The sequence below is a fragment of the Mesorhizobium loti CJ3sym genome (assembly GCF_000472785.1).
In the GTDB taxonomy this organism is placed as follows: domain Bacteria; phylum Pseudomonadota; class Alphaproteobacteria; order Rhizobiales; family Rhizobiaceae; genus Mesorhizobium; species Mesorhizobium loti_E.
This window is the reverse complement of the sequence record NZ_AXAL01000008.1, coordinates 22,010-44,125: the sequence shown is the minus strand read 5'-3', so window position 1 is coordinate 44,125 and position 22,116 is coordinate 22,010. Positions and strand designations below refer to the sequence as shown.

Sequence of the window (22,116 nt, the reverse complement as noted above, 5' to 3'; positions counted from 1 at the left end):
AGGGATGAGTTGGCCAGGCGACGACACAGCGAAACCGAAGACGGTCGCGGCGGCGGCGAGGCGACCGAGTCGGTCGTCAGCGAAAGCCGGACGGATCGCCTCAGGATCCGCGCCGCCTGGATGTATTTCGTCGAGCAGATGACGCAAAACGAGATCGCCGACGTGCTTGGCGTCGGCCGTGTCACCATCGTGCGCATGCTGGCCGAGGCGAGGGCGCGCAACGAGGTGAAGATCACCATCGAGAGCGAATTGGCCGAGATCGTGCGGCTGGAGCGCGCGCTGGAGCGGACGTTCGGCCTGCAGCAGGCGCTGGTGGCGCCGCTCACCGCCCCCAATGCCGATCCGCTCCCGGCGATCAGCGCCAAGACCGGGATTTTTCTGTCCGATACGATGAAATCCGGCATGCGCGTCGGCGTTGGCTGGGGCCGGACGCTGTTCTCCAGCCTGCCCTTCATCAGCGCCAAGTCGCTCTCCGACTTCAAGGTCATATCGCTGCTGGGCGGTGTCGGCGTCGTGCGGCGCTACAACCCGGCCGAGTTCTCCTGGCGCTTCGCCCAGATCTTCCAGGGCGACGGCTATCTGATCCCGACGCCGGCCGTCGTCGACAGCGTCGAGACCAAGATCGCGCTGGTCGAGCGGTGCGGCCTGCAGGAGGTTTTTGAAATGGCCAACGTGCTCGATGCCGTTCTCTTGAGCGTCGGCGGCATCGCTTCGGCCACCACCTTCTCGCGCGGTGGCTTTCTCAAGGAAGCGGACCGGGAAGCCTTGCTTGCGCGCGGCGCGGTCGGCGACCTGCTGTTCCACTTCTTCGACCGTAATGGCGATCTGGTCGACCATCCGATCAACAGCCTGGTGATGTCGGTGGATGTCGACCGGCTGCGCGCGGCGCCGATCCGCATCCTGACCTCAGGCGGCGAGGAGAAGATCGAGGCCCTGCTCGGCGCCATGAACCTGATCGCCCCGACGATCCTGATCACCGACGAGGAGAGTGCGCGGCGCATGCTCGAAGCGGTCAGCGAAAGCTGAAGGACCCCGTGACATAGTCGGGCCAGGCCTGTTGTTCGTCGAAAATGGCGGCAAGATCCGATGCGTCCGCCAATATCCCGCTGAGAACCAGCGCCGTGGCGACGCCGGCGCGGTTTCCGCCTGATATGTCGTGCTCGACGCTGTCGCCGACGCAGACCACATTGCTGCGCTCCGGCTCGCCGGCGAGCGCCAGCGCCGCGTCGAAAATAGCCGGATAGGGCTTGCCGATGCGGGTGACGCTGCCGCCAAGGCTTTCGTAGAGATCGGCAATCTCGCCGGCGCCGAAGCGGGGCCCGACCGCCGTCAGCATGATCCTGTCGGGATTGGTGCAGAAGCACGGCACCTGCCGCGCCGCTGCCGGGGCAAGCAGCCGGCGATAATGGTCGAGATCGTGGCGGTCGCCCTCGCTGGCTGAGATCAGCACCAGTTCGGCGTCTTGGCCGGTCTCCGTCAGTACAAAGGGCAGGCCTTCGATCGCCGTGCGATCGCCATCGCGGCTGATCAGCAGGCATTTCGTGCCGGGCCGCAACGCTTCATTTGTCGCCATCTCGTGGAACCGTCGCCACGCCACCTCGCCCGAGGACACAAAATGGTCCCAGCTGCCGGCGGCGAAACCGAGCTTCAGCAGGCGGTCCTCGTTGGGCCTGGCCCGCTTGCCGGAATTGGAAATCAGCACCACCGTCTTGCAGGCGCGCTTCAGCGCCGACAAGGCCTCCACCGCGCCGGGATAGGGAGCCTGGCCGTCATGCAGCACGCCGAACTGGTCGAGCAGGAAGACTTGATAGCGTTGCGCCAGCGGCCCGATGCCGTCGAGATGTTCGATGCTTTTGGCACTCATAACAGCCCCGCCTTGCTTGCACCCTTCAGCGCCAGCCGCGCCGTGCCGGCCGCCGCCTCGTCGGAGAGCGTGGGCAGGAAATCGACCCCGAGCTTGCGCTGCCGGATATCAGTCCAGGCCGGATTTGCCGCACCGCCGCCGACGCTCCTGACCGATGTCAGCGCCGGCGCGCCAAGCTCGGCTAGCCTGCGGTAGCCGAGCGCTTCGATCGCGGCCATGCCTTCGAACATCGCCTTGAGATAATCGGCGTCGTCAGCCGGCCGTGGCGAGAGGCGCGGCGGCAGGGCCGGATCGGCGATGGGGAACCGCTCGCCTGATGTGCTGAGCGGATAGTAATCGAGGCCGGTCTCGATCGTCGGGTCGATTGCCGCGCTGAGTTCGATGATCCGCGCCAGCGGAAAATGCTGAGCCAGCACCTTGCCGCCGGAATTCGACGCGCCGCCGGCCAGCCAGGCGTCGCCGAGGCGATGGCTGTAGATGCCGAAGCGCGGCGCCGAGATCGGCCGGTCGGAGAGGATCTTGATGGTGAGCGAGGATCCCAGCGCCGTGACGCCATCGCCGGCCGCCGTGGCGCCCGTCGCCAGGAACGAGGCGCAGCCATCCGTGGTGCCGGCGACCACGACCACATCGCGCGGCAGGCCGAACAGCTCCGCTGCGGCCGCGGTGAGCGTGCCAGTGACATCGCCCGGCTCGACGACATCCGGCAGCAAGTCCATGCGCAGTCCGGTGGCCGCGATCCAATCCGGCCAGCGGCGGGCCTCGACGTCATAGCCTGTCTTCAGCGCATTGTTCTCGTCGCTGACGTCGAAGCGGCCGGACAGGTTTCCGGCGATCCAATCGGCCTGGTGCAGCACCGCGGCGATGCCGGGCAGATGCTGGAACCGCAAGGCCTTGGCGAGGCCGGAAGTCGCCCCGTGCGCGGCGCTCGCCGCCGGCGCTTCGCGGGCTATCGCGGCCAGAATAGCGTCATCAGCGACCTTGTCGTTGTACATCCGCGGCTCGGCCAAGGGCCGTCCGGCGTCATCGACCGGCAGCAGCGTGCCGGACGTGCCATCGACGGCGATGGCGCGGACCGCGGCGCGATCAATGCCCGAAAGCAGTTCCGTCAGAGCTGCCTGGACCGCTTGCCACCATGAGGAGGGATCGCGAGGATTTTGGCCGAATCGGTCGAGGCGGACGGCGGACTGGCCGGCAATCGAAAAATCCGGGCGCATGGCGACGGCGCGCGCCCCCGACGTGCCGATGTCGATGCCGATGACAAGGGGCATCATATTGTCAGTCCTCTGCTAGCCGGCGGCGGCGTTGAGCTTCTGGCGATACTGCTCGGCGTCCCAATTGACCAGTTCGTTATTCTCGGCGGCGGTTAGGTAGTTCAGCCGCGCCGCAGTATCGACGCGTGCCGTCACGTCCGCGAGGCAGCGTAGCATGGCGTCGGCGCCGGCACTGGCGTCGCCGCGCATCAGCACGCCGGCCCCGGGAAACAGGATCGCTGCTGGTGCCGCGCCGAGCCGCGCGGCGACACCGGCCGCATCCTCGCCCGGTCTGGCCACGACCGAGCCTTGGCCGAGGAAGATGACATGGTCCGGATAGAGGCTACCGGCCTCAGCCATGCGGCGGCTTTCCGCGTCGAGGGCTACCGCATGCGCATCGACATCCTTCGGCAATCGATAGACGCTGTCGCCGGCAAGCGTCGTCAGGGCAGCGATGTTGGGCGCTGCGGTCGCGCGCGCCGGCCGCGCCAGCAATGAGCGGACGCGGTGAAGCAAAACGTCAGCCTCGGCGACGGTTTCGGCGGCGACGACCAGCCCGTGATTGCCAAGGATCAGGACGTCGACACCAGGCCGCAGTTTCTCGGCAATGCCGCGGGCAAGTGGGAGCCCCGGCCGGAAATAGGGCACGTAGGCCCATTCGATGCCGTCGAGCCGCCTGGCGACCTCGGCCTCGCCATCGGCCTGCACGGCAAGCGAAATCGTGTCGACGCAGTGAACATGCAGAACCACGCGTTGCGGCATCAGGGCGTGCACCGTGGTCTCGATCGAAGGGCGCAGGCCGCGCGGATTGAGTTCATCTATGGCAAAGGCCTGCGGCGTGTCGGCGGTCGGATCGCGATCGTCGACCGCCTTGAGCAGCGGCGCCATCGCCACCGGCACCATGATGTCGTCGCTGAGCGCGTCCTTCAGCCAGGTGCCGGACGCCTTGATCCACAGCGTGTCGCCGGCCTTGAGCGAGGTGTTGCCGCCCGCCGCCTGGGTCATATGCGGGTTGAGCCCGATGCTGGCTGAAAGCGCCCGCAACGCCGCCAGTTCCTGCGCGTCAGCTTGAGTTGCCATGGGACCTTTCCTTGCACGCCTGCACGAAATTCCGTCGCCCGTGCCGCTGTCGGCGTTGATATCGCAGATGCGAGCGACTTACGTCAATGGTGATCTACTATCATCAAAACCGGCTTGCAATCTGACTAGTGTTGAGTAAGTTGCATCAATTGCCATGGGAAAAATGGCTTCGGGAGGAATGAATTGAGCGACTCCGGCCGCCAGCGTCAGATCGTTGAACTGCTGCGGGACCGCCCGTTCGCCTCGGTGCGCGAGCTGCAGGAGCGGCTTGGCGTTTCGGCAGCGACGGTGAGGCGGGATATCGACCGGATCGATGAGGCCGGTGAGGCGCGGAAGGTCTATGGCGGCATCTCGGCGCTCGATGGGGCATCACAGGCAGGCGTTGCCTATGCCCGGCCCTATGATGAGAACCGCGACCTCGCCGTCGAGGCCAAGCGGCAGATCGCGGCCGTAGCTGCGACCATGGTGCGCGATGGCGACGCGGTCATCGTTCATGGCGGCTCGACCTGCTTCCATCTCGGCGTCAAGCTCGCCGAGCGCAACACCCGCCTCTACACCAACTCGATGCCGCTGGCGGCCTATCTCAGCGACCATGGCCATTGCAGCCTGACGGTCGCCGGTGGCGACCTGCATCGCGAGCCTGGTATCATCCATTCGCTGACTCAGCCAACGCCCTTCTACGCCTCGAAATTCTTTCTCGGCGCGCAAGGCGTCAACCAGGAAGGCCTGCTGGAATCGCATCCGCTGCTGGTGCGTTCGATTGTCGATCTCAGCCTCTGCGCCGACCAGATCGTGGTGCTGGCCGACAGCCGTAAACTGTCGATCCACGCGCGCAATATCGCGCTGCCCCTGTCGCGCATCGGCACGCTGGTGACCGATGACGGGCTCTCCGACACCGATGCGCGCATGCTGGAGGATGCCGGCGTCATGGTGCGGATTGCGTCCACCTCGGGAGGCGTCCCGTGAAAGTGGCGGTCCTCGACTTCGGCAAGACCAATTCGAAGCTGTTTGTCTTCGGCCAGGACGGGCGCATCCTCGACGAGCGCCGGACCCAGCCGAAATGGGTACGCCAGGACGGATCCAGCGTGCTCGACGAAGCCGCCCTTCAAGATTGGGCGCTCGGTGCCGTCACGGACGCGGTCGAAAGCCATGGCGTGGAAGGGCTGATGGTCTCTGGCCACGGCTGCACCTTTGCGCTGGTCGACGATGACGCGCTGACGCACCCGATCCTCGACTACGAGCAGGAGCCGCCGGCCGAAATCGCTGCCCGGATCGATCGCCGCATTCCGGATTTCGCCGAGACGTTCTCGCCCCGCCTGCCGCTCGGCTTCAACTACGGCCGTCATATGCTGTGGCTGCAGGAGGTCGATCCAGACGCGTTCGCAGCGGCCAAATGGATCCTCGGCTACCCCCAGTACTGGAGCTGGCGGCTCGGCGGCAAAGCGGCTTCGGAAGTGTCCTATCTCGGCTGCCATTCGCATTTGTGGGCGCCACGCGCCCGAGACTTTTCCTCATTGGTCGACGCCGAGGGGTGGCGCGGCCAGATGCCGGCCTTCGCGCGGGCAGGCACCGTGACCGGCAAGCGGCATTTCGGTCAAAACAAGCGACCGATAGCCATCCACAATGGCGTGCATGATTCCAATGCGGCGCTGCATGCCTATCGCCGGCAAGCGCTTGGCCCGCTGACCGTGGTGTCGACCGGCACCTGGGTCATCGTGCTCAATCCCGACTGCCCGCTGGAGGTGCTCGACCGTGACCGCGACATGCTGGTCAATGTTGATGTCGACGGCGGCTCGGTGCCGACCATCCGCTTCATGGGCGGGCGCGAATTCGCCACCATCAGCGGCGGCTGGCAAGGCGCGATCCCGCATGGCTCGGTACAGAAAGTGATCGACGCCGGCATCATGGCGCTGCCGAGCTTTGCGCCGGGCGGGCCGACACCCGACCGTCCCGGCCGGCTGGTCGGGCGCATGCCCGATGCCGGAGAACGCGCCGCGGTGGCACTGCTTTACGTGGCGCTGATGGTCGATCTCTGCCTCGACCTGATCCATTCGGAAAACACCGTGATTGTGGATGGCGGGCTGAACACTGGCGGCCTGCTCGCCGGGCTGTTGGCGCAGTTGCGTCCCCACCAGGCCTTCCTGCAAGGCGCCACGCTGGAGGGCAGCGCCACGGGCGCGGCGGCGCTCGCTTTCGAAAGCGTCGGGCGTGACTTCGCCGCCGAAGCGCCGCAGCCGGCGCATGCGACGCGCTTCACCGGCCTTCCCGGCTACCGCGATGCCTGGCGCGATCTCGTTGCCGGACACGGCATCGCCGGCAAGATGGCGGGTGGTGCACGATGAGCGCGACCGCGCAGACGCAAGCGATCCGCCAGCCGGTGCTGGAGATGCGCCACATCTCCAAGACCTTTGGTGCGATCCGCGCCTTGCAGGATGTTTCGCTCAGCGTCCATGCCGGCGAGCTGCATGCGCTGATGGGCGAAAACGGCGCCGGCAAGTCGACGCTGATGAAGGTGCTGTCGGGCGCCTATCGGCCGGATGCCGGCGGCGAAATCCTCATCGATGGCGTGCCCGCCGCGACCGGCGATCCGATCAAGGCGCGCGCTGCCGGCATCGCGGTGATCTATCAGGAGCTGTCGCTGGCGCCCAATCTGACGGTGGCGCAGAACATCTTCCTTGGCAACGAGCCGCGGCGCCTTGGCTTCGTCGATCGTGACCAATGCAATCGGCGCGCGAACGAAATGATCGCGCGGCTCGGCGTCTCCTTCCCGGCGCGCGCCCTCGTCGCGGGCCTCTCACTCGGTGAGCGCCAGATGGTCGAGATTGCGCGTGCGCTGTCGACCAATGCGCGCATCATCGTCATGGACGAGCCGACCACGTCGCTGACCTCGCGCGAGACCGACCGCCTGTTCGAGGTGATTGCGACGCTGAAGGCGCAAGGCATCGCCATCATCTACATCAGCCATCGCATGGAAGAGGTCTATCAGCTCGCCGACCGCGTCAGCGTGCTGCGCGACAGCGGCTATGTCGGTACGCTGGAGCGCGCCGACCTCAATGCCTCGCGGCTGGTGTCGATGATGGTCGGTCGCGATCTCTCCGCCTTCTACAAGAAAGACCATCGTCCACCGGACGAGAAGCGCGTGGTCGCGCTCTCGGTGCGCGGCATGTCCGACGGGCGCCTGCTGAAGAACTGTTCGTTTGACCTCCACAAGGGCGAGGTGCTGGCGCTGGCGGGTCTCGTCGGCTCCGGCCGCACCGAGCTTGCGCGGCTGATCTTCGGCGCCGACAGGCGCAGCGCCGGCACGCTGGAACTCGACGGCAAACCGATCTCCATCGGCTCGCCGCGCGAGGCGCTCGATGCGGGCATCGCCTACCTCACCGAGGACCGCAAGGAACTCGGCCTGTTCCTCGACATGTCGATTTCCGACAACATCAGCATGGGCGTGCTGGCGAGCGATGCGCGGGCCGGCGGATTTCGCGATTTCACGGCCGCCGACAGACGCGCGGCAAAAGCCATCGCGGATCTGTCGATCCGCACCCGCTCGGCGCAGGCCAATGCCGGCTCGCTGTCGGGTGGCAACCAGCAGAAGGTCCTGCTCGCCCGCCTGCTGGAGACCGAGCCGAAGGTCGTCATCCTCGACGAACCGACGCGCGGCGTCGATGTCGGCGCCAAGTCGGAGATCTACCGGCTGATCGACAATCTCGCCAACAGGGGCATCGCCATCCTGATGATCTCCAGCGAATTGCCGGAAGTGATCGGCATCGCCGACCGCGTGCTGGTGATGCGCGACGGCGCCATAGCAGGCGAGGTGACGGCATCCGAAGGCACGCCACTCAGTCAGGAGAAGATCATGGAACTGGCAACGGGAGCAGCTCAGCAATGACCGAGAAGACGACCGGGAGCAGCGCTGGCGACCAGGCCACCGGCACAAGCCGGCGGTTGCGAACCGCCTTTGCCGCGCTTGGGATGTTGCCTGTCCTGATCCTGCTGGCGGCAGGCTTCCAGTTCATGAACCCGCGCTTTCTGACCGAGACCAATCTGCTGATCGTCACCCAGCAGTCGTCGATCAACATCGTGCTTGCGGCCGGCATGACCTTCGTCATCCTGACCGGTGGCATCGACCTGTCTGTCGGCTCCATTCTGGCCGCTTCGGCGATGGTGGCGGTGATGGTGTCGCTGGTGCCGGACTGGGGCCTGCTCGGCGTGCCGGCGGCCATCCTGGCTGGTCTCGGCTTCGGACTCATCAATGGGCTGCTCATCGCCTATATCAGGCTGCCGCCCTTCATCGTCACGCTGGGTTCGCTGACGGCCGTGCGCGGCATTGCCCGCCTGCTCGGGCAGGACACGACCGTGTTCAACTCCGATCTGCCGTTCGACTTCATCGGCAATGGCTCGCTGTTGGGCATTCCCTGGCTGGTCATCATCGCGCTCGCGGTGGTGGTGCTGTCCTGGCTGGTGCTCAAGCGCACCGTGCTCGGCACCTGGATCTATGCCGTCGGCGGCAATGCCGAAGCAGCCCGGCTGACCGGCATCAAGGTGCCGCTGGTGCTGCTCTTCGTCTATGGCGTTTCGGGTCTGCTCGCTGGTCTCGGCGGTGCCATGTCGGCGGCAAGGCTCTACGCCGCCAACGGCCTGCAGCTCGGCCAGTCCTACGAGCTCGACGCCATTGCCGCCGTCATCCTCGGCGGTACCAGCTTCGTCGGCGGCGTCGGCTCGATCTGGGGCACGCTGATCGGCGGCCTGATCATCGCGGTTCTGTCCAACGGGCTCATCTTGGCCGGTGTCTCGGACATCTGGCAGTACATCATCAAGGGATTGGTCATCATCGTGGCGGTCGCCCTCGACCGCTACCGGCTTCAGGCCGGAGCAAGAACGTGAATGACCTGGTCGCCGGCATCAACGACCGGCTTGTGTAACGCACCGCGAGAGGCGCGGGGCATCAGGAGGAAAGTAAGCGTAATGAAGATCATCGCCAAACTGCTCTGCGGCGCCGCATTCGCGGCCGTCGCCATCGCGCCGGCATCGGCCAAGGACTTGAACAAGGTCGGCATCTCGGTCGGCCTGCTCGGCAACCCCTTCTTCGTTGCCACCATCAAGGGCATCGAGGACGCGGCCAAGAAGATCAATCCGAAGGTCGAGGTGACGTCGGTGTCGGCCGACTACGACCTCAACAAGCAGGTTTCGCAGGTCGATTCCTTCATCGCGGCGGGCGTCGACGTGATCATGCTCAACGCCGTCGATGCCAAGGCGATCGCGCCTGCGGTGAAGAAGGCGCAGGCTGCCGGCATCATCGTTGCCGCTTTCGACGTTTCGGCGCCAGGCGCCGACGTCACCGTGATGACCAACAACGTCAAGGCCGGCGAGGAGGCTTGCCAGTATCTGGTCGACCACACCGGCGGCAAGGGCGACTACGTCATCCTCAACGGCCCGGCATCGTCTTCGATCCTGGAGCGGGTGAAAGGCTGCAAGAACGTGCTTGCGCAGCATCCCGACATCAAGATCCTGTCCGACGACCAGAACGCCGAAGGCTCGCGCGACGGCGGCCTGAAAGTGTTCCAGTCGCTGCTGACCCGCTTCGACAAGATCGACGCGGTGTTTGCCATCAACGACCCGACGGCGATCGGCGCCCAGCTTGCCGCCAAGCAGCTCAACCGCTCGGAGTTCATCTTCACCGCGGTCGACGGCGCGCCCGATATCGAGAAGGAGCTCTCTTCCGGCAAGTCGATGATCAAGGCCTCGGCCTCGCAGGATCCTTATGTGATGGCCGGCCAGTCGCTGACGATGGCGGCTGATTTGCTGGCCGGCAAGAAGCCGGCTGAGCCGATCGTGCTGCTCGATCCCAAGCTGATCACCGCCGAGAACCTGAAGGACTACAAGGGCTGGACCGCGGCCCGCTGATCCCTCCTAGAGCGGTTCGCCGTTTCACGGAAACGGCGAACCGCTCTAACTCTTTGTTTTGACGCAATTCCGAACGGAAAACCGCTACACACTTTTCCTGGAATTGCTCTAAGGCGCGGCCGGGCTGACCCGGCCGCGCCCTCCTCATCGCCGCTAACCGGAGACGATCATGTCGCGCATCGGAATCCATTCTTTCGTCTGGTCGGCAAGCTCGGCGCAGAGCGCGCTCGAACGAACGCTGGCCAACACCAGGGAGGCTGGATTCGACCTGATCGAATTCTCCTATCTCGACCCGGCCGATGTCGACATTGGCGGGCTCGCCAAGCGCATCGCCGATCTTGGCCTTGGCGTGGCGATCAGCATCGGGTTGCCCAGTGATGGCGACATATCGAGCGCCGACAAGGCGGTTGCGGCGCGCGGCGTCGAGATCCTCAAGGAGACCATCGCGCTGACGCGTGATCTTGGCGGTAGCAAGGTTGCCGGCATCCTGTCGGCCAGCCACGGTCTGCAGGTCGAGGCACCGACGCGCGACCAATGGAACCGCAGCGCTGCCACGCTGGCCAGGGTTGCCGAGACGGCGAAGGCGGCCGGTATCACGCTCAACCTCGAGATCGTCAACCGCTTCGAAAGCAATCTGCTCAACACCGCCGCGCAAGGGCTCGCCTTCATCGAGGACGCCGGCTCGGACAACATCTTCCTGCATCTCGATACGTTCCACATGAACATCGAGGAGGCCGATGTCGGGCTGGCCATCCGCCACGCCGCGGCCAAGATCGGCTATGTCCATATCGGCGAGAGCCATCGCGGCTTCCTCGGCACCGGCAACATCGACTTCGCAGGGATTTTCGATGCGCTGACGGCCATCGGCTATGCCGACGACCTCAGCTTCGAATCGTTTTCCTCAGAGATCGTCGACGAGAACCTGTCGAAGAAAACCGCCATCTGGCGCAATCTGTGGACCGACAATATGGCGCTCGCCAAGCACGCGCGCGCCTTCATCGGCCTTGGGCTGGAGACCGCGCGGCGCAAGGCGGAACTCGTCTCGGCGCCGCACAAGCCGTAGCGCGGTCGCAGGACTTCCCAAGCTGTATTGCCCAGTGCGTAACGCCGCTGGCCTCATGGTGTATGCATTGCTCCCGTCATGCGCATCGGCTATCCGACCTCCAGACAAATAAGCAAACGGAGCCCGGCATGACGAACAAGACGATCCTCAAATTCGGCCCCGTCGAACACGCGGAAGCCGGCGACCTGCCTGGCTGGATTGCGGTCGAGGGCCAGCCGACCATGCAAACCGCCGTGCAGCACACGACCGCGGACGGCAAGGTGATGTCGGGCATGTGGCGGGCGTCGCCCGGCACCTATCATGCGACCTACACCGATTATGAGTTCGTCCACATGATCGCCGGCCGCATCATCATCACCCCCGACGGCGGCACACCGGTCGAAGTGGGGCCCGGCGACGCCTTCGTGGTCGAAGCCGATTTCAAGGGAACCTGGAAGATCATCGAGCCGGTGACCAAGCATTTCGTCGTCAGGGTTGCCTGAGCCGGCCTGATCGCATTCGAAACTGGAAGAAGCCCGCCATGGTTCGTCGTGGCGGTTTTTTCTTTGCCACATCGGTTTCGCCGGTTGCCTCAATAACTCATGCAATCACCGGATGCACCGTAATGGGTCACGAAGTCTGGCACGGCGTTTGCTCCTGTGGCAAAGCGGCATGAGCCGTCTTGATCCACAATGGTTGGCAGCGATGTACTTTCCTCAGTTCCTCATCGGAATGATTGCAACGTCGGCGTCCGTCGCAATCTCGGCCTATTTTAAAACCGGGTCGTTACGGATTGCTCTTGCATGGGCTGCCGCCAGCGCAGTTCTGTTGCAGATGGGTTATTTTGTGCTGCTTGTCAGGCTCATTTACCAGCCGGCAACCTCTGAGGGGACGGCAGCAAACAAGGATGCAAGCGGGTCCAAGGTCCGGATGCCGGTGCGCCTGATGACGCTCGTCGCCATTGGCTTGCTAGCCACGATTTCCTTGAAAGGCACGGCCCGTGCGGATGATGATGCCTATTTCGACTGCGTCATCGGCAAGGCCGAGGCAATCATGAAAAAGCAAACGCACAGGGATGCCGAGGCGGCGCTGGAGAGGGCCTATGCACTTTGCCAGCCCGTGGAGTCGTCACAGGAAGCGGGTATGAGCTACGAACTGCCATTGCCGGACGATGCCCGGAGCCTATATCCGCTAGCGACTTTGTGATCGGACCGGTCCCCTAAACTGTCTGTCGTACAAGGGGTAATCCGGTACGGTCGCGCCTCCCGCAGCGACAGGATACCCCGTATGACGATGTTCAAATCCCCGGCCAGGCTGATGGCCATGACGGCCTTGATGGTTCTTCACCAAGGGTTGGCAATGGCGCAGATGCCGGCGCAGCAGCCGGACGCCAAGACGTTCAAGCTTGGCAAGCTCGACATTGTCGCCCTGCACGACGCCCAGTTCGTCAAACCCAACGACGGCAAGACCTTCGGCATCGATCATAGCCCCGCGGAAGTCGGTGAACTGCTCAAGGCAGCGGGAGCTCCAACCGATGCCATCACGCTGAGCGTGGACGCCTTGCTGGTGAAATCGAAGAACAACATTGTGCTGATCGACACCGGAGTTGGTGGCGCGCTGCAGGACAGCCTGGCGAAAGCCGGCGTGAAACCCGGCGACGTCAACGAAGTCCTGATCACCCATTCTCATCCCGACCATATCGGTGGACTGGTCAAGGACGGCAAGCTGGCCTTCCCCAACGCCACGATCCGGATGTCGGACGTGGAGTGGAGTTTCGCCAAGTCCAACAAGGATGTGGCCGACATCGTCAAGGTCATCGCCGACCGCGTCAAACCGTTCAAGGCTGGCGCCCAGGTCGCGCCCGGCATCACCTCGGTATCCCTCAAGGGGCACACACCGGGCCATGTCGGCTACCAGATCAAGTCCGGGAAAGAACGGCTTTTCGATATCGGCGATACCGTGCACAGTTCGATCCTCTCGCTTGCCAAGCCGGACTGGGCGGTGGCCTTCGACGGTGACAAGCCGGAAGCGGAGCACAACAGAGCCAAGACTTTGGCGAAACTGGCCAAGGACCAGGAGTTGATCTTTGCGCCGCACTTCCCGTTCCCGGGGGTTGGTCACATCGAGAAGGATGGGGATCACTTCAAGTGGGCACCAAGCGATAAGCCTCAGTAGGCGTTTCGATCCTGCGGTTTCAGCGTGCCATTTAGCTGCTCAGGCTACATGGTACGCAGCGGCGTTCATTGCTCGGTTTGGCGTCAAATCGACAGCAACCTGCTGATGGTGCTGACGATCACCTCGTCCTGCGGCTCGGTGTCGGAGCCGTAGCGACCGACGACGGTTCCCGTCCGATCGATCAGAAACTTCTCGAAGTTCCAACCGACCTCACCGGAGGCATGCGCCGCGCCGCTTCCGCCGAGTCGGCTGAGCAGCGTGCTGCCCGGCTTGAAGAAAGCCTTCGGCTGCGACTCGATCAACGCCTGATAGAGCGGATGCTTGTGAGGTCCTTTCACCGTGATCTTGGCGAGCACCGGGAATTCAACCCCGTAGGTCAGTCTGCAGAAGTCCTGGATCTCGGCATCCGTGCCCGGTTCCTGGCCGGCAAAATCATTGGCCGGAAAGCCAAGCACCACCAGGCCTTGGTCGCGATGCGACCGGTAGAGCGCTTCCAGCCCGTCATACTGCTTGGTGAAGCCGCATTTGGAGGCGACATTGACAATCAGCAGGACCTTGCCGGCATATTCGGCAAGGCTCGTGTTCGAACCGTCGGCGCGGTTGAATGGAATGTCTTGGATCGAGGCTGTCATAAGCAAAATTCCCTACAGGCGAAATCGTGCTTGTACATTGGTGCCTTCGCCATTCGCGTCAAGGAAAGCCATTCTTAAATTGCTGGGCATCTTGAGAGACAGCTTTATGTTCGCTGCCGAAATCGCCGGCTAGTGTCCATATGCCTACTAGGATCGACAGAAGACACGCCCGGTTGCCGAGTGGCTGCGCTGCAGGCGAAAACTACGGATGGAAATTCGCCAAGTGCTTCAAAAAGCATGGTGATCCCGACAGGAATCGAACCTGTGACCTACAGATTAGGAATCTGCCGCTCTATCCTACTGAGCTACGGGACCACGCGGCCCGACACATAGCCGCTTCGGATCGTTTCGCCAAGAGGCCGGCCGAATGCAAATCGGCCAGCCCATCGCGTTGGATGTATCAGGCCGCCAGCGCCGTTTCGGCCAGCTTCACCCAGTAGCTCATGCCGTGCGGGATGGCCTCGTCGTTGAAGTCATAGTTCGGGTTGTGGAGGCCGGCCGTGTCGCCATTGCCGATGAAGATGAAGGCGCCGGGGCGGGCTTCCAGCATGTAGGAGAAATCCTCGCCGCCCATCACCGGCTGGATGGCGCGGTGGACATGGGCGTCGCCGGCGACGTTTGCAGCGACGTCGCTGGCAAACACCGTCTCCTCGGCATGGTTGAAGGTGACGGGGTAATTTGCCTGGAAGTCGACCTCGATCCTGGCGCCGAACGCGGTCGCCATCCCGTCGCAGATGGCGCGGAGGCGCTCTTCGGACTTCTTGGCGATCTCCTTGCGCAAGGTGCGCACGGTGCCGGCGATCTCGGCCGATTCGGGAATGATGTTGTAGGCGTCGCCGGCGTGGAACTTGGTCACCGAGACCACCACCGCCTCGACCGGATCGGTACTGCGCGAGGCGATCGTCTGCAGCGCGCCGACCAGCTGGCTGGTGATGACGATCGGGTCGATCGTGCCATGCGGCATCGCGGCATGGCCGCCCCGGCCTTTCACGGTGATGGTGAATTCGGCCGTAGCCGCCATGATCGGACCCGGGCGGATGGCGAACTGGCCGACAGGCAGGCCCGGCATGTTGTGCATGCCGAACACTTTTGCGATGTCGAAGCGTTCCATCATGCCATCCTTGACCATCTCGTTGCCGCCGCCGCCGCCTTCCTCCGCCGGCTGGAAGATGACCGCCACCGAGCCGGCGAAATTGCGCGTCTCGGCGAGATATTTCGCGGCACCCAGTAGCATCGCCGTATGGCCGTCATGGCCGCAGGCGTGCATCTTGCCGGGGACCGTCGAAGCATAGGGCTTGCCGGTGATCTCGTTGAGCGGCAGCGCATCCATGTCGGCGCGCAGGCCGATGGTGGCGCCTTCGCCCTGGTGGCCGCGGATGATGCCGACGACGCCGGTCTTGCCGAGGCCGGTGACCACATCGTCGCAACCGAACTCTTTCAGCTTTTCGGTGACGAAAGCCGCCGTCTTGAAGACATCGAAGTTCAGCTCGGGCGTCTGGTGCAGGTGCCGGCGCCAGCCGGCAACTTCGTCCTGCATTTCAGCGGCGCGGTTCAGGATTGGCATGATGGTTCCATTTCGTGGTTGGAGCAGCCGGCTTCAGCCTGGTGTTTGTGGCCGGTCTTTTGCGATTGGGGCCGAGCTTTTGCGATTGTGCCCGGTCTCTTGCGATTGTGATTGTCAGACACTTTGCCATGTTGGCGTCACATAGGGTAAATAGCACCGCAACGATGTGGTCCGTTTTTGAGGGTCGGACTCATTATGCTGCCGGTCACGTAACGAAATCTTACGGAGCCAGGGGCAACTACGGCAAGAGGCGATTTCGGATTTGATCATGCGGCACAGGCATTTCCTCAAACTATTCCCGGCTGGCGCAATCATGCTGTCGGTCCTGGCCGGGTCGGCGCTGGCCAATCCGGTGGTTGTCTTCGACCTGAAGAACGGCCAGATCCTCCAGCAGCAGGACGCTTTCAAACGCTGGTATCCGGCGTCGCTCAGCAAGCTGATGACCGCTTATGTGACATTCCGGGCGATCGCGGCCGGTGAAGTCCAGCTCGATTCGCCGATCAAGGTGACGAAACACTCCGCCGGCGAGCCACCAAGCAAGATGGGCTTCAAGCCGGGCTCGGTGATGCGGCTCGACAATGCGCTGAAGATGATGCTGGTCAAATCGGCCAATGACATCGCAATGGCGGTCGGCGAGAATGTCGGCGGCTCGCAGGCCGCCTTCGCCGAAAGGATGAACGCCGAGGCGACCCGGCTTGGCATGAACGGCACGCATTTCGTCAATCCCAACGGGCTTTACTCGCCGGACCAATACACGACGGCACGCGACCTTTCGGTCCTGGTGATGGCGATCCGCCGCGAGTTCCCGCAATATGCGCCGTGGTTCTCGATCGAAGGGCTTGCCGTCGGCAAGAAGCAGATCCCGAACTACAATCTGCTGATCGGCCGCTATCCCGGCGCCGATGGCATGAAGACGGGTTTCGTCTGTTCTTCCGGCTTCAACATGATCGGCTCGGCGACGCGCAATGGCCGCACGCTGGTCGCCGTGGTGCTTGGCGAGAAGTCGGCGGTCAGCCGTGCGGAGACGGCGGCGAAACTGCTCGACGAGGGATTTGACGCGCCGGCCACCGGTTCGGCCACCATCACCACGCTGGCACCTTATGGCGACACGACTTCGCCCAACGATATGCATGACGAGATCTGCAAGAAAAAGGTGGCGGAGGAGCAGTCCGAGGCCCCGCCGGTAGCCGCCAAGGATGTGCCGAAATCTCCCTATCAGGAGAAGCTCGACCATGTGCCGACGCTGGTCGCCGTTGGCCTTGGCGGCGCCACCGGCCCGGCGCCGAAGGCCCTGATCGCGCTCGGCGATCAGAATTACGCAGACGTGCCAATCCCGAGCTGGCGGCCCGACAAACCGGCTCCGGCAGGCACCGGCCCGAAAGTGGTAGGCGCCGACGCGCAAGGCGACCAGCCGGCCAAGGGTGCCAACTAGCCAATGAGCGGCTTGCCCATTCCCGTCTCGGTGCTGACCGGCTTCCTCGGCGCCGGCAAGACGACGCTGCTCAACCGGCTCCTGAAGGATCCGGCTCTCGCCGATACGGCGGTCATCATCAACGAATTCGGTGACGTGGCGATCGACCATCTGCTGGTCGAGCAGTCTTCCGACGGCATCATCCAGCTTTCCGACGGCTGCCTGTGCTGCACGGTGCGCGGCGAACTGGTCGACACGCTGGCCAATCTCGTCGACCGGCTACAGACCGGCCGTATCGCCCGCCTTGCCCGCGTTATCGTCGAGACCACGGGCCTCGCCGATCCGGCGCCGGTGCTGCAGTCGATCATGGGGCATCCAGCGCTTGTCCAGGCCTTTCGGCTCGACGGCGTCATCACCCTGGTCGACGCGGTCAATGGCAATGCCACGCTCGACGCCCATGTCGAGGCCGTCAAGCAGGTCGCGGTCGGCGACCGCATCGTACTCAGCAAGGCCGATCTGGTGACCGATGCCGGCGACCTCGACACGCTGCGGGCGCGCTTGCGGCAGCTCAATTCAGGCGCTGAACTGCTTGATGCCGGCAATTCGAAAACAGGCGTGGCGGCGCTGTTTGACTGCGGCCTCTACAATCCCGCCACCAAATCCGCCGACGTGCGGCGCTGGCTTGGCGAAGAAGTGGCGCATGATCACGACCATCACCATCACGATGGCCACGACCACGACCACGACCATCATGACCACGGCCACCGGCACGACCAGCGTGTGCGTTCCTATTCGCTCGTCCATGACGGCCCGGTGCCGTTTTCAGCCATAGAAATGTTTCTCGACCTGCTGCGTTCGACACATGGTGAGAAGCTGCTGCGTATGAAGGGCGTGATCGAACTCAGAGAAGATCCGTCACGCCCGCTGGTCATCCACGGCGTGCAGAAGATCCTGCATCCGCCGGCACGACTGCCGGCCTGGCCGGATGGTCAGCGCGGCACGCGGCTGGTGCTGATCACGCTCGACATGCCGGAAGACTATGTGCGACGGCTGTTTGCAGCCTTCACCAACCGGCCGTCGATCGACACACCTGACCGCGCGGCGCTGGAAAACAATCCGCTGGCCATCGCCGGGCTGTAGCGCCTACGCGCTACGCACGCCGCGCTCGACCAGAAATCGATGCCCGCCGGAGACGGGCGACGATTCCACCAGATGATGGCCGCTGTCGGCACAGAATGCCGGGATATCGATGACAGCGAGCGGATCGGTAGTTTCGAGCCACAGCCGACTGCCCGGCTGCATCCCGGCCAGGCGCTTTTTCGCCTTGAGCACCGGAAGCGGGCAGTTCAGGCCCTTGAGGTCATAGATAGCGGTAGCCTCGGCCACGACAGGCTCAGCCGCCGAACATGCCGAGCAACTTGTTCTTGAGCTTGGTCACCCGGCTCTCATCGGCGTTCGCAGCCTGCGTCTCGGCCGCCGGGGCAGCTTCGGCCGGCGCCGCGATGGTGGCTGTGGCGACCGGCGCTTCCTTGGCGGCCTTGGCTGCTTCCTTTTCAGCCTTGGCCGCTTCCTTTTCGGCGAGCGCCTGGGCCTTGGCGGCTTCCTTGGCCTGCTTGGCGGCCTCTATGGCGGCCAGCCTCTGTTCCTCGGCCTTCTTCTTCGCGGCGTTCTCGGCATCAAGTGCCGCCATCTTGCGACCGGCCGGTGAATCGATGCGGCCCATGCGCGCCGTCTCGGTTACCGTGCCATTGGAATTGAGCGACGGCGGATCGATCGGCACGCGCTCGCCTCGCGCCCGGCGCTTCGACCAGTCGGAGACGATGCTGGCTTCCTTGACGCCGGCGATGGTCGGCTTGGGTGGCGGCACGCTGGCCTTGAGCGCGCTGTTGAACGCCGCGTCATAGGTGCTCTGATAGGCATTGTAGGCGCTCTTCAGCGAATCCGGCTGGGTGGTTGCCGGGCAGGGACCTGTCGGATCGAAGGTCTGGCCGTCGGCGGCAACCTGGTTGAAGACATAGCGCTTCTCGCAGACATCGACCTTCGGCGGCACCTTGGTGACCTCGAAATTGTCGTAGCCGACCTTCAGCATCTTCCAGAACTCGTAGTTCGGGTCGTTGCGGTAGCGCGCCATGTTGGCGGCGGTCATGCGGAATGGAAAGGCCTCGACCTGGAACTCGGTCTGCCCACCCTGGAAGGCATCACGGCCGAAGGCATAGATCTGCTCGATCTGCGCATCGGTCATCGAATAGCAGCCCGACGACGAGCAGGCGCCGTGCACCATCAGGTTTTGGCCGGTGCGGCCATTGGCCTTGTCGTAAGCGTTTGGAAAGCCGATGTTGAAGGACAGATGGTAGTTCGAGCGCGGGTTCATCTGCGCCGGACGCACCGTATAGAAGCCTTCCGGCGCCTGGCGGTCGCCCTCGGTGTATTTGGGGCCGAGCTTGCCCGACCATTTGCAGATGTCGTAGCTCGCCACCATGTCGTAGCGGCCGTTGGTCTTGGCCTTCCAGATTTCGAGCTTGCCCTCTTCCTTGAAGATGCGGGCCATCACCGAGGAGGTGCGGATCATGCCCTTGGCCTTCATGTCGGCCAGGATCTTGTCCGGCAGCGGCTTGTTGGCTTCCGGGGCAAAGTCCTTCATCGACGAATCATTGCAGCCGGCAACGACTATCGAGCTGATGAGGACACCGGTACGGGCAAGCTTGGCAAACATGGATAAGGCTATGTCTTTCTCTCGGGCCAATGGCGTCGTAGCCGCCGAACCCGCATGCTGAACACCGACGGACCGTAAGCCCGTTAACCTTGAAAATTCCTTACCGCAAGCTTCGACCAACCGCTCACGGCAATTTCCCAAACCCTCACGGCAACTTTATTGACCCGAATGCGACGGCATTTTTGTGGCGAAATTGCTCATCGCCGCCACATTGACCAGGGCAGGCGGGCTTCCCACGGCCTTTTCCCATCAAGGGGCAGTTAAAGACTGCGGCCCATCGCCAGGTATTTTTCGCGGCGCTGCTCGCGAAAATCGGTGTTGGCGCCGGCAAATTCCTTCATCGTCTTGGCGATGAGGTCACCGGTCGCGGCAATCACCGTTTCGGGCGCACGCTGGGCGCCGCCCATCGGCTCGGGGATGATGGCGTCGATGACCTTCATCTGCAGGAGGTCCTGCGCGGTGATCTTCATATTGGTCGCCGCATCCTTCAGGCGGGTGGTGTCTCGCCATAGGATCGAGGCCGCACCCTCAGGCGAAATCACCGAATAGATGGCATGTTCGAGCATGTAGACGCGGTTAGCGGTGGCGATGGCGATGGCGCCGCCTGAACCGCCTTCGCCGATGACCACCGAGATCGACGGCACTTTCAGGCCAAGGCAGGCAGAGGTCGAGCGCGCGATCGCTTCGGCCTGGCCACGTTCTTCCGCACTGACGCCGGGATAGGCGCCAGCGGTGTCGACCAAGGTCAGAAGCGGGATCTTGAAACGGTCGGCAAGCTCCATCAAACGCACCGCCTTGCGATAGCCCTCAGGGCGCACGGAACCGAAATTGTGTTTCAGGCGGCTCGTCGTGTCCGAACCCTTTTCCTGGCCGATGATCGCAATAGGCTCGCCGCGAAAGCGGGCAAAACCGCCGACGATCGCCTGGTCCTCGCCGAAATTGCGGTCACCGGCGAGCGGCGTGAAATCGCTGAACAGGCCCTTGATGTAGTCGACGCAGTGCGGCCTGTCGGAATGGCGCGCCACCTGCACCTTCTGCCACGGCGTCAGCGCCTTGTAGAGTTCGCGCAGCGCGTCGTGGGAACGCTTCTCGAGCCTGGCGATCTCATCGGCGACGTCGACCGCCTCGCCATTCTCGGCAAGCTTCTTGAGCTCGAGGATCTTGAGCTCAAGATCCTGCACCGGCTTTTCGAAATCGAGGTAATTGTACATGCTTGGGCGGACCGATACGTCGGAAGGCAAGGACTGCGGAACCATTGAAACCAAGGCTCCGGGCGGTGAAATGTCGTCCTCACATAGCGATATGAGGCCTAGTCGGCAAGCGGATGATGATCGTTGACCAGCCGCACCAGCCGCTCTTCCAGCACATGGGTGTAAATCTGTGTCGTCGATATGTCGGCATGGCCAAGCAGCTGCTGCACGGCCCTGAGATCGGCACCGTTCTGCAAGAGATGGCTGGCGAAAGCATGGCGCAGCACGTGCGGCGATATCTTCGCCGAGGCGATGCCGGCCCGCGCCGCCAGCCCCTTCAGGTCGCGGGCAAAGACCTGGCGCGAGAGATAGCCGCTGTCGGACGCTGCCGGAAACAGGAACGGGCTGTCGGCGAAAGCGGGCACTTTGGCGCGGGCGGCTAGCCAGGTCTTCATCGCCACCCGCGCCTTGGCCGAGAGCGGCACCATGCGTTCCTTGTCGCCCTTGCCGCGCACCATGAAGAAACGGTCGTCGCGCTGCGCCACCGTGACCGGCAGGCCCACCAGCTCGGAAACGCGCAAACCGGTGGCGTAGAGCACCTCGACCAGTGCGTGCAGGCGAAGTGCTGCCAGACTGTCAGCGTAGCCGAGCCCGGCGTCACCGGCTTCCTGTGCGGCGCGGTCGATCAGCCGCCCGGTCTCGGCCTCGCTCATCGTCTTGGGCAGCGGGCGGCCCTTTTTCGGGCTGTCCAGCGTGCCGGTCGGGTCATCGGTGCGCAGGCCCTCGGAATAGAGGAACTTGAAGAACTGACGGATCGCCGACAGTTTGCGCGCCTGCGAGGTCGAAGCGAAGCCGCGCGCGGCAATGTCGTCGAGATAGGCGCGGATATCGGCGGCGACCGCTCCGGCAAGCCCGCCATCGATCCCGCTCGAAGCATCTTCAAGGTCGCGGCGATAGGAGGAAAGCGTGTTTTCGGCAGCGCCGCGCTCGGCGCTCATCATTTCCAGGAAGGCTTCGATGCGGGCGGCGCTGTTCATGTCCTGTTGGTCAGTCTTCGCGGATCAGTTTTTCTTGGGATTGAGCTTTTCCTGCGGGATGCGCACGCTCATCTCGGCTTTTTTTGGCTCGACGAACATCACCAGCGCGAACATCGTACCATAGGCAATGCCGGCCAGAATCGCGAGGGTCACGACAAAGCGAAACAGTGTCGGCATCAATTTTCGCTCGTCTTCTTGTTCTGCGTTTCCAAGCCCTGTGCCCTTATGGGACGCCAATCCGACCAATTCAAGGAAGAAGC

The 22,116-nt window shown here is 63.7% G+C and carries 22 protein-coding genes and 1 tRNA gene; 12 read left to right on the top strand and 11 right to left on the bottom strand.

Going from position 1 to position 22,116, the window contains the following annotated elements; all coding sequences use genetic code 11:
• The first annotated feature begins 9 nt into the window (after positions 1 to 9).
• Positions 10 to 1,026, top strand: coding sequence for a sugar-binding transcriptional regulator (locus tag A3A9_RS0112080; protein ID WP_027059018.1), 1,017 nt, complete (start codon positions 10 to 12; stop codon positions 1,024 to 1,026).
• Here A3A9_RS0112080 and A3A9_RS0112075 read toward each other — a convergent pair.
• Genes A3A9_RS0112075 through A3A9_RS0112065 form a run of 3 tightly spaced genes read right to left on the bottom strand, consistent with a single transcriptional unit; the run spans position 1,013 to position 4,194 of the window.
• Positions 1,013 to 1,864, bottom strand: coding sequence for a TIGR01459 family HAD-type hydrolase (locus A3A9_RS0112075; RefSeq protein ID WP_027059017.1), 852 nt, complete (start codon positions 1,862 to 1,864; stop codon positions 1,013 to 1,015). The two genes, A3A9_RS0112080 and A3A9_RS0112075, sit on opposite strands and share 14 nt — an antisense overlap.
• Positions 1,861 to 3,135 carry an FGGY-family carbohydrate kinase gene (locus tag A3A9_RS0112070; RefSeq protein WP_027059016.1) on the bottom strand — a complete coding sequence of 425 codons (1,275 nt, stop codon included), beginning with the start codon at positions 3,133 to 3,135 and terminating at the stop codon, positions 1,861 to 1,863. The genes A3A9_RS0112075 and A3A9_RS0112070 overlap by 4 nt, the downstream gene beginning before the upstream one ends.
• Positions 3,136 to 3,150: 15 nt before the next feature.
• Positions 3,151 to 4,194: a class II aldolase/adducin family protein gene (locus tag A3A9_RS0112065; protein WP_027059015.1), complete on the bottom strand. Its 1,044-nt coding sequence runs from the start codon at positions 4,192 to 4,194 to the stop codon at positions 3,151 to 3,153.
• Between the two features lie 183 nt (positions 4,195 to 4,377).
• Here A3A9_RS0112065 and A3A9_RS0112060 point away from each other — a divergent pair, with 183 nt between their 5' ends.
• From A3A9_RS0112060 to A3A9_RS0112020, 9 genes are all read left to right on the top strand, one after another.
• Positions 4,378 to 5,160: a DeoR/GlpR family DNA-binding transcription regulator gene (locus tag A3A9_RS0112060; protein ID WP_027059014.1), complete on the top strand. Its 783-nt coding sequence runs from the start codon at positions 4,378 to 4,380 to the stop codon at positions 5,158 to 5,160.
• Positions 5,157 to 6,536, top strand: a complete 1,380-nt coding sequence (locus A3A9_RS0112055; protein ID WP_027059013.1) for an FGGY-family carbohydrate kinase — start codon at positions 5,157 to 5,159, stop codon at positions 6,534 to 6,536. Before A3A9_RS0112060 ends, A3A9_RS0112055 begins: the two co-directional genes overlap by 4 nt.
• A complete protein-coding gene (locus A3A9_RS0112050) occupies positions 6,533 to 8,077 on the top strand; it encodes a sugar ABC transporter ATP-binding protein (RefSeq protein ID WP_027059012.1) in 1,545 nt (514 codons plus the stop codon). The genes A3A9_RS0112055 and A3A9_RS0112050 overlap by 4 nt, the downstream gene beginning before the upstream one ends.
• Entirely contained in the window at positions 8,074 to 9,072 is a 999-nt protein-coding gene (locus A3A9_RS0112045) for an ABC transporter permease subunit (protein WP_027059011.1), read from the top strand. The genes A3A9_RS0112050 and A3A9_RS0112045 overlap by 4 nt, the downstream gene beginning before the upstream one ends.
• Positions 9,073 to 9,153: 81 nt before the next feature.
• Positions 9,154 to 10,092, top strand: a complete 939-nt coding sequence (locus A3A9_RS0112040) for an ABC transporter substrate-binding protein (protein ID WP_027031355.1) — start codon at positions 9,154 to 9,156, stop codon at positions 10,090 to 10,092.
• Between the two features lie 169 nt (positions 10,093 to 10,261).
• A complete protein-coding gene (locus A3A9_RS0112035; RefSeq protein ID WP_027059010.1) occupies positions 10,262 to 11,155 on the top strand; it encodes a sugar phosphate isomerase/epimerase family protein in 894 nt (297 codons plus the stop codon).
• 128 nt (positions 11,156 to 11,283) lie between these two features.
• Complete coding sequence (locus A3A9_RS0112030; protein ID WP_027059009.1) at positions 11,284 to 11,637, top strand: cupin domain-containing protein; 354 nt, start codon at positions 11,284 to 11,286, stop codon at positions 11,635 to 11,637.
• A 169-nt stretch (positions 11,638 to 11,806) separates the two neighbouring features.
• Positions 11,807 to 12,340, top strand: coding sequence for an exopolysaccharide production repressor protein (locus tag A3A9_RS41745; protein ID WP_051370876.1), 534 nt, complete (start codon positions 11,807 to 11,809; stop codon positions 12,338 to 12,340).
• Between the two features lie 81 nt (positions 12,341 to 12,421).
• On the top strand, positions 12,422 to 13,309 hold the full coding sequence (locus A3A9_RS0112020; protein WP_082222027.1) for an MBL fold metallo-hydrolase: 888 nt from the start codon (positions 12,422 to 12,424) through the stop codon (positions 13,307 to 13,309).
• An 83-nt stretch (positions 13,310 to 13,392) separates the two neighbouring features.
• On the opposite strand, the gene A3A9_RS0112015 is transcribed toward A3A9_RS0112020, so the two are convergent.
• From A3A9_RS0112015 to A3A9_RS0112005, 3 genes are all read right to left on the bottom strand, one after another.
• Entirely contained in the window at positions 13,393 to 13,941 is a 549-nt protein-coding gene (locus tag A3A9_RS0112015) for a glutathione peroxidase (protein WP_027059007.1), read from the bottom strand.
• A gap of 238 nt (positions 13,942 to 14,179) precedes the next feature.
• Positions 14,180 to 14,256 (bottom strand) — tRNA-Arg (locus tag A3A9_RS0112010).
• An 85-nt stretch (positions 14,257 to 14,341) separates the two neighbouring features.
• The gene (locus A3A9_RS0112005; protein WP_027059006.1) at positions 14,342 to 15,505 is read right to left on the bottom strand and encodes a M20 aminoacylase family protein; all 1,164 of its coding nucleotides are present in this window, start codon (positions 15,503 to 15,505) and stop codon (positions 14,342 to 14,344) included.
• Positions 15,506 to 15,773: 268 nt separating this feature from the next.
• On the opposite strand from A3A9_RS0112005, the gene A3A9_RS0112000 reads away from it, so the two are divergent.
• Both A3A9_RS0112000 and A3A9_RS0111995 read left to right on the top strand, forming a co-directional pair.
• Positions 15,774 to 16,937: a D-alanyl-D-alanine carboxypeptidase family protein gene (locus tag A3A9_RS0112000; RefSeq protein WP_027059005.1), complete on the top strand. Its 1,164-nt coding sequence runs from the start codon at positions 15,774 to 15,776 to the stop codon at positions 16,935 to 16,937.
• 3 nt (positions 16,938 to 16,940) lie between these two features.
• Positions 16,941 to 18,056, top strand: a complete 1,116-nt coding sequence (locus tag A3A9_RS0111995) for a CobW family GTP-binding protein (RefSeq protein WP_027059004.1) — start codon at positions 16,941 to 16,943, stop codon at positions 18,054 to 18,056.
• Between the two features lie 3 nt (positions 18,057 to 18,059).
• Here the strand turns inward: A3A9_RS0111995 and A3A9_RS0111990 are convergent, their stop codons facing one another.
• The 5 genes from A3A9_RS0111990 to A3A9_RS0111970 form a co-directional block, all read right to left on the bottom strand.
• Positions 18,060 to 18,302, bottom strand: coding sequence for a sulfurtransferase TusA family protein (locus A3A9_RS0111990; RefSeq protein WP_027059003.1), 243 nt, complete (start codon positions 18,300 to 18,302; stop codon positions 18,060 to 18,062).
• Between the two features lie 7 nt (positions 18,303 to 18,309).
• Positions 18,310 to 19,629, bottom strand: coding sequence for a L,D-transpeptidase family protein (locus tag A3A9_RS0111985; RefSeq protein ID WP_027059002.1), 1,320 nt, complete (start codon positions 19,627 to 19,629; stop codon positions 18,310 to 18,312).
• Positions 19,630 to 19,889: 260 nt separating this feature from the next.
• A complete protein-coding gene (locus A3A9_RS0111980) occupies positions 19,890 to 20,840 on the bottom strand; it encodes an acetyl-CoA carboxylase carboxyltransferase subunit alpha (protein ID WP_027031317.1) in 951 nt (316 codons plus the stop codon).
• Positions 20,841 to 20,938: 98 nt separating this feature from the next.
• The gene (locus A3A9_RS0111975) at positions 20,939 to 21,856 is read right to left on the bottom strand and encodes a site-specific tyrosine recombinase XerD (protein WP_027059001.1); all 918 of its coding nucleotides are present in this window, start codon (positions 21,854 to 21,856) and stop codon (positions 20,939 to 20,941) included.
• A gap of 24 nt (positions 21,857 to 21,880) precedes the next feature.
• On the bottom strand, positions 21,881 to 22,033 hold the full coding sequence (locus A3A9_RS0111970; RefSeq protein ID WP_027059000.1) for a hypothetical protein: 153 nt from the start codon (positions 22,031 to 22,033) through the stop codon (positions 21,881 to 21,883).
• Positions 22,034 to 22,116 lie beyond the last annotated feature (83 nt).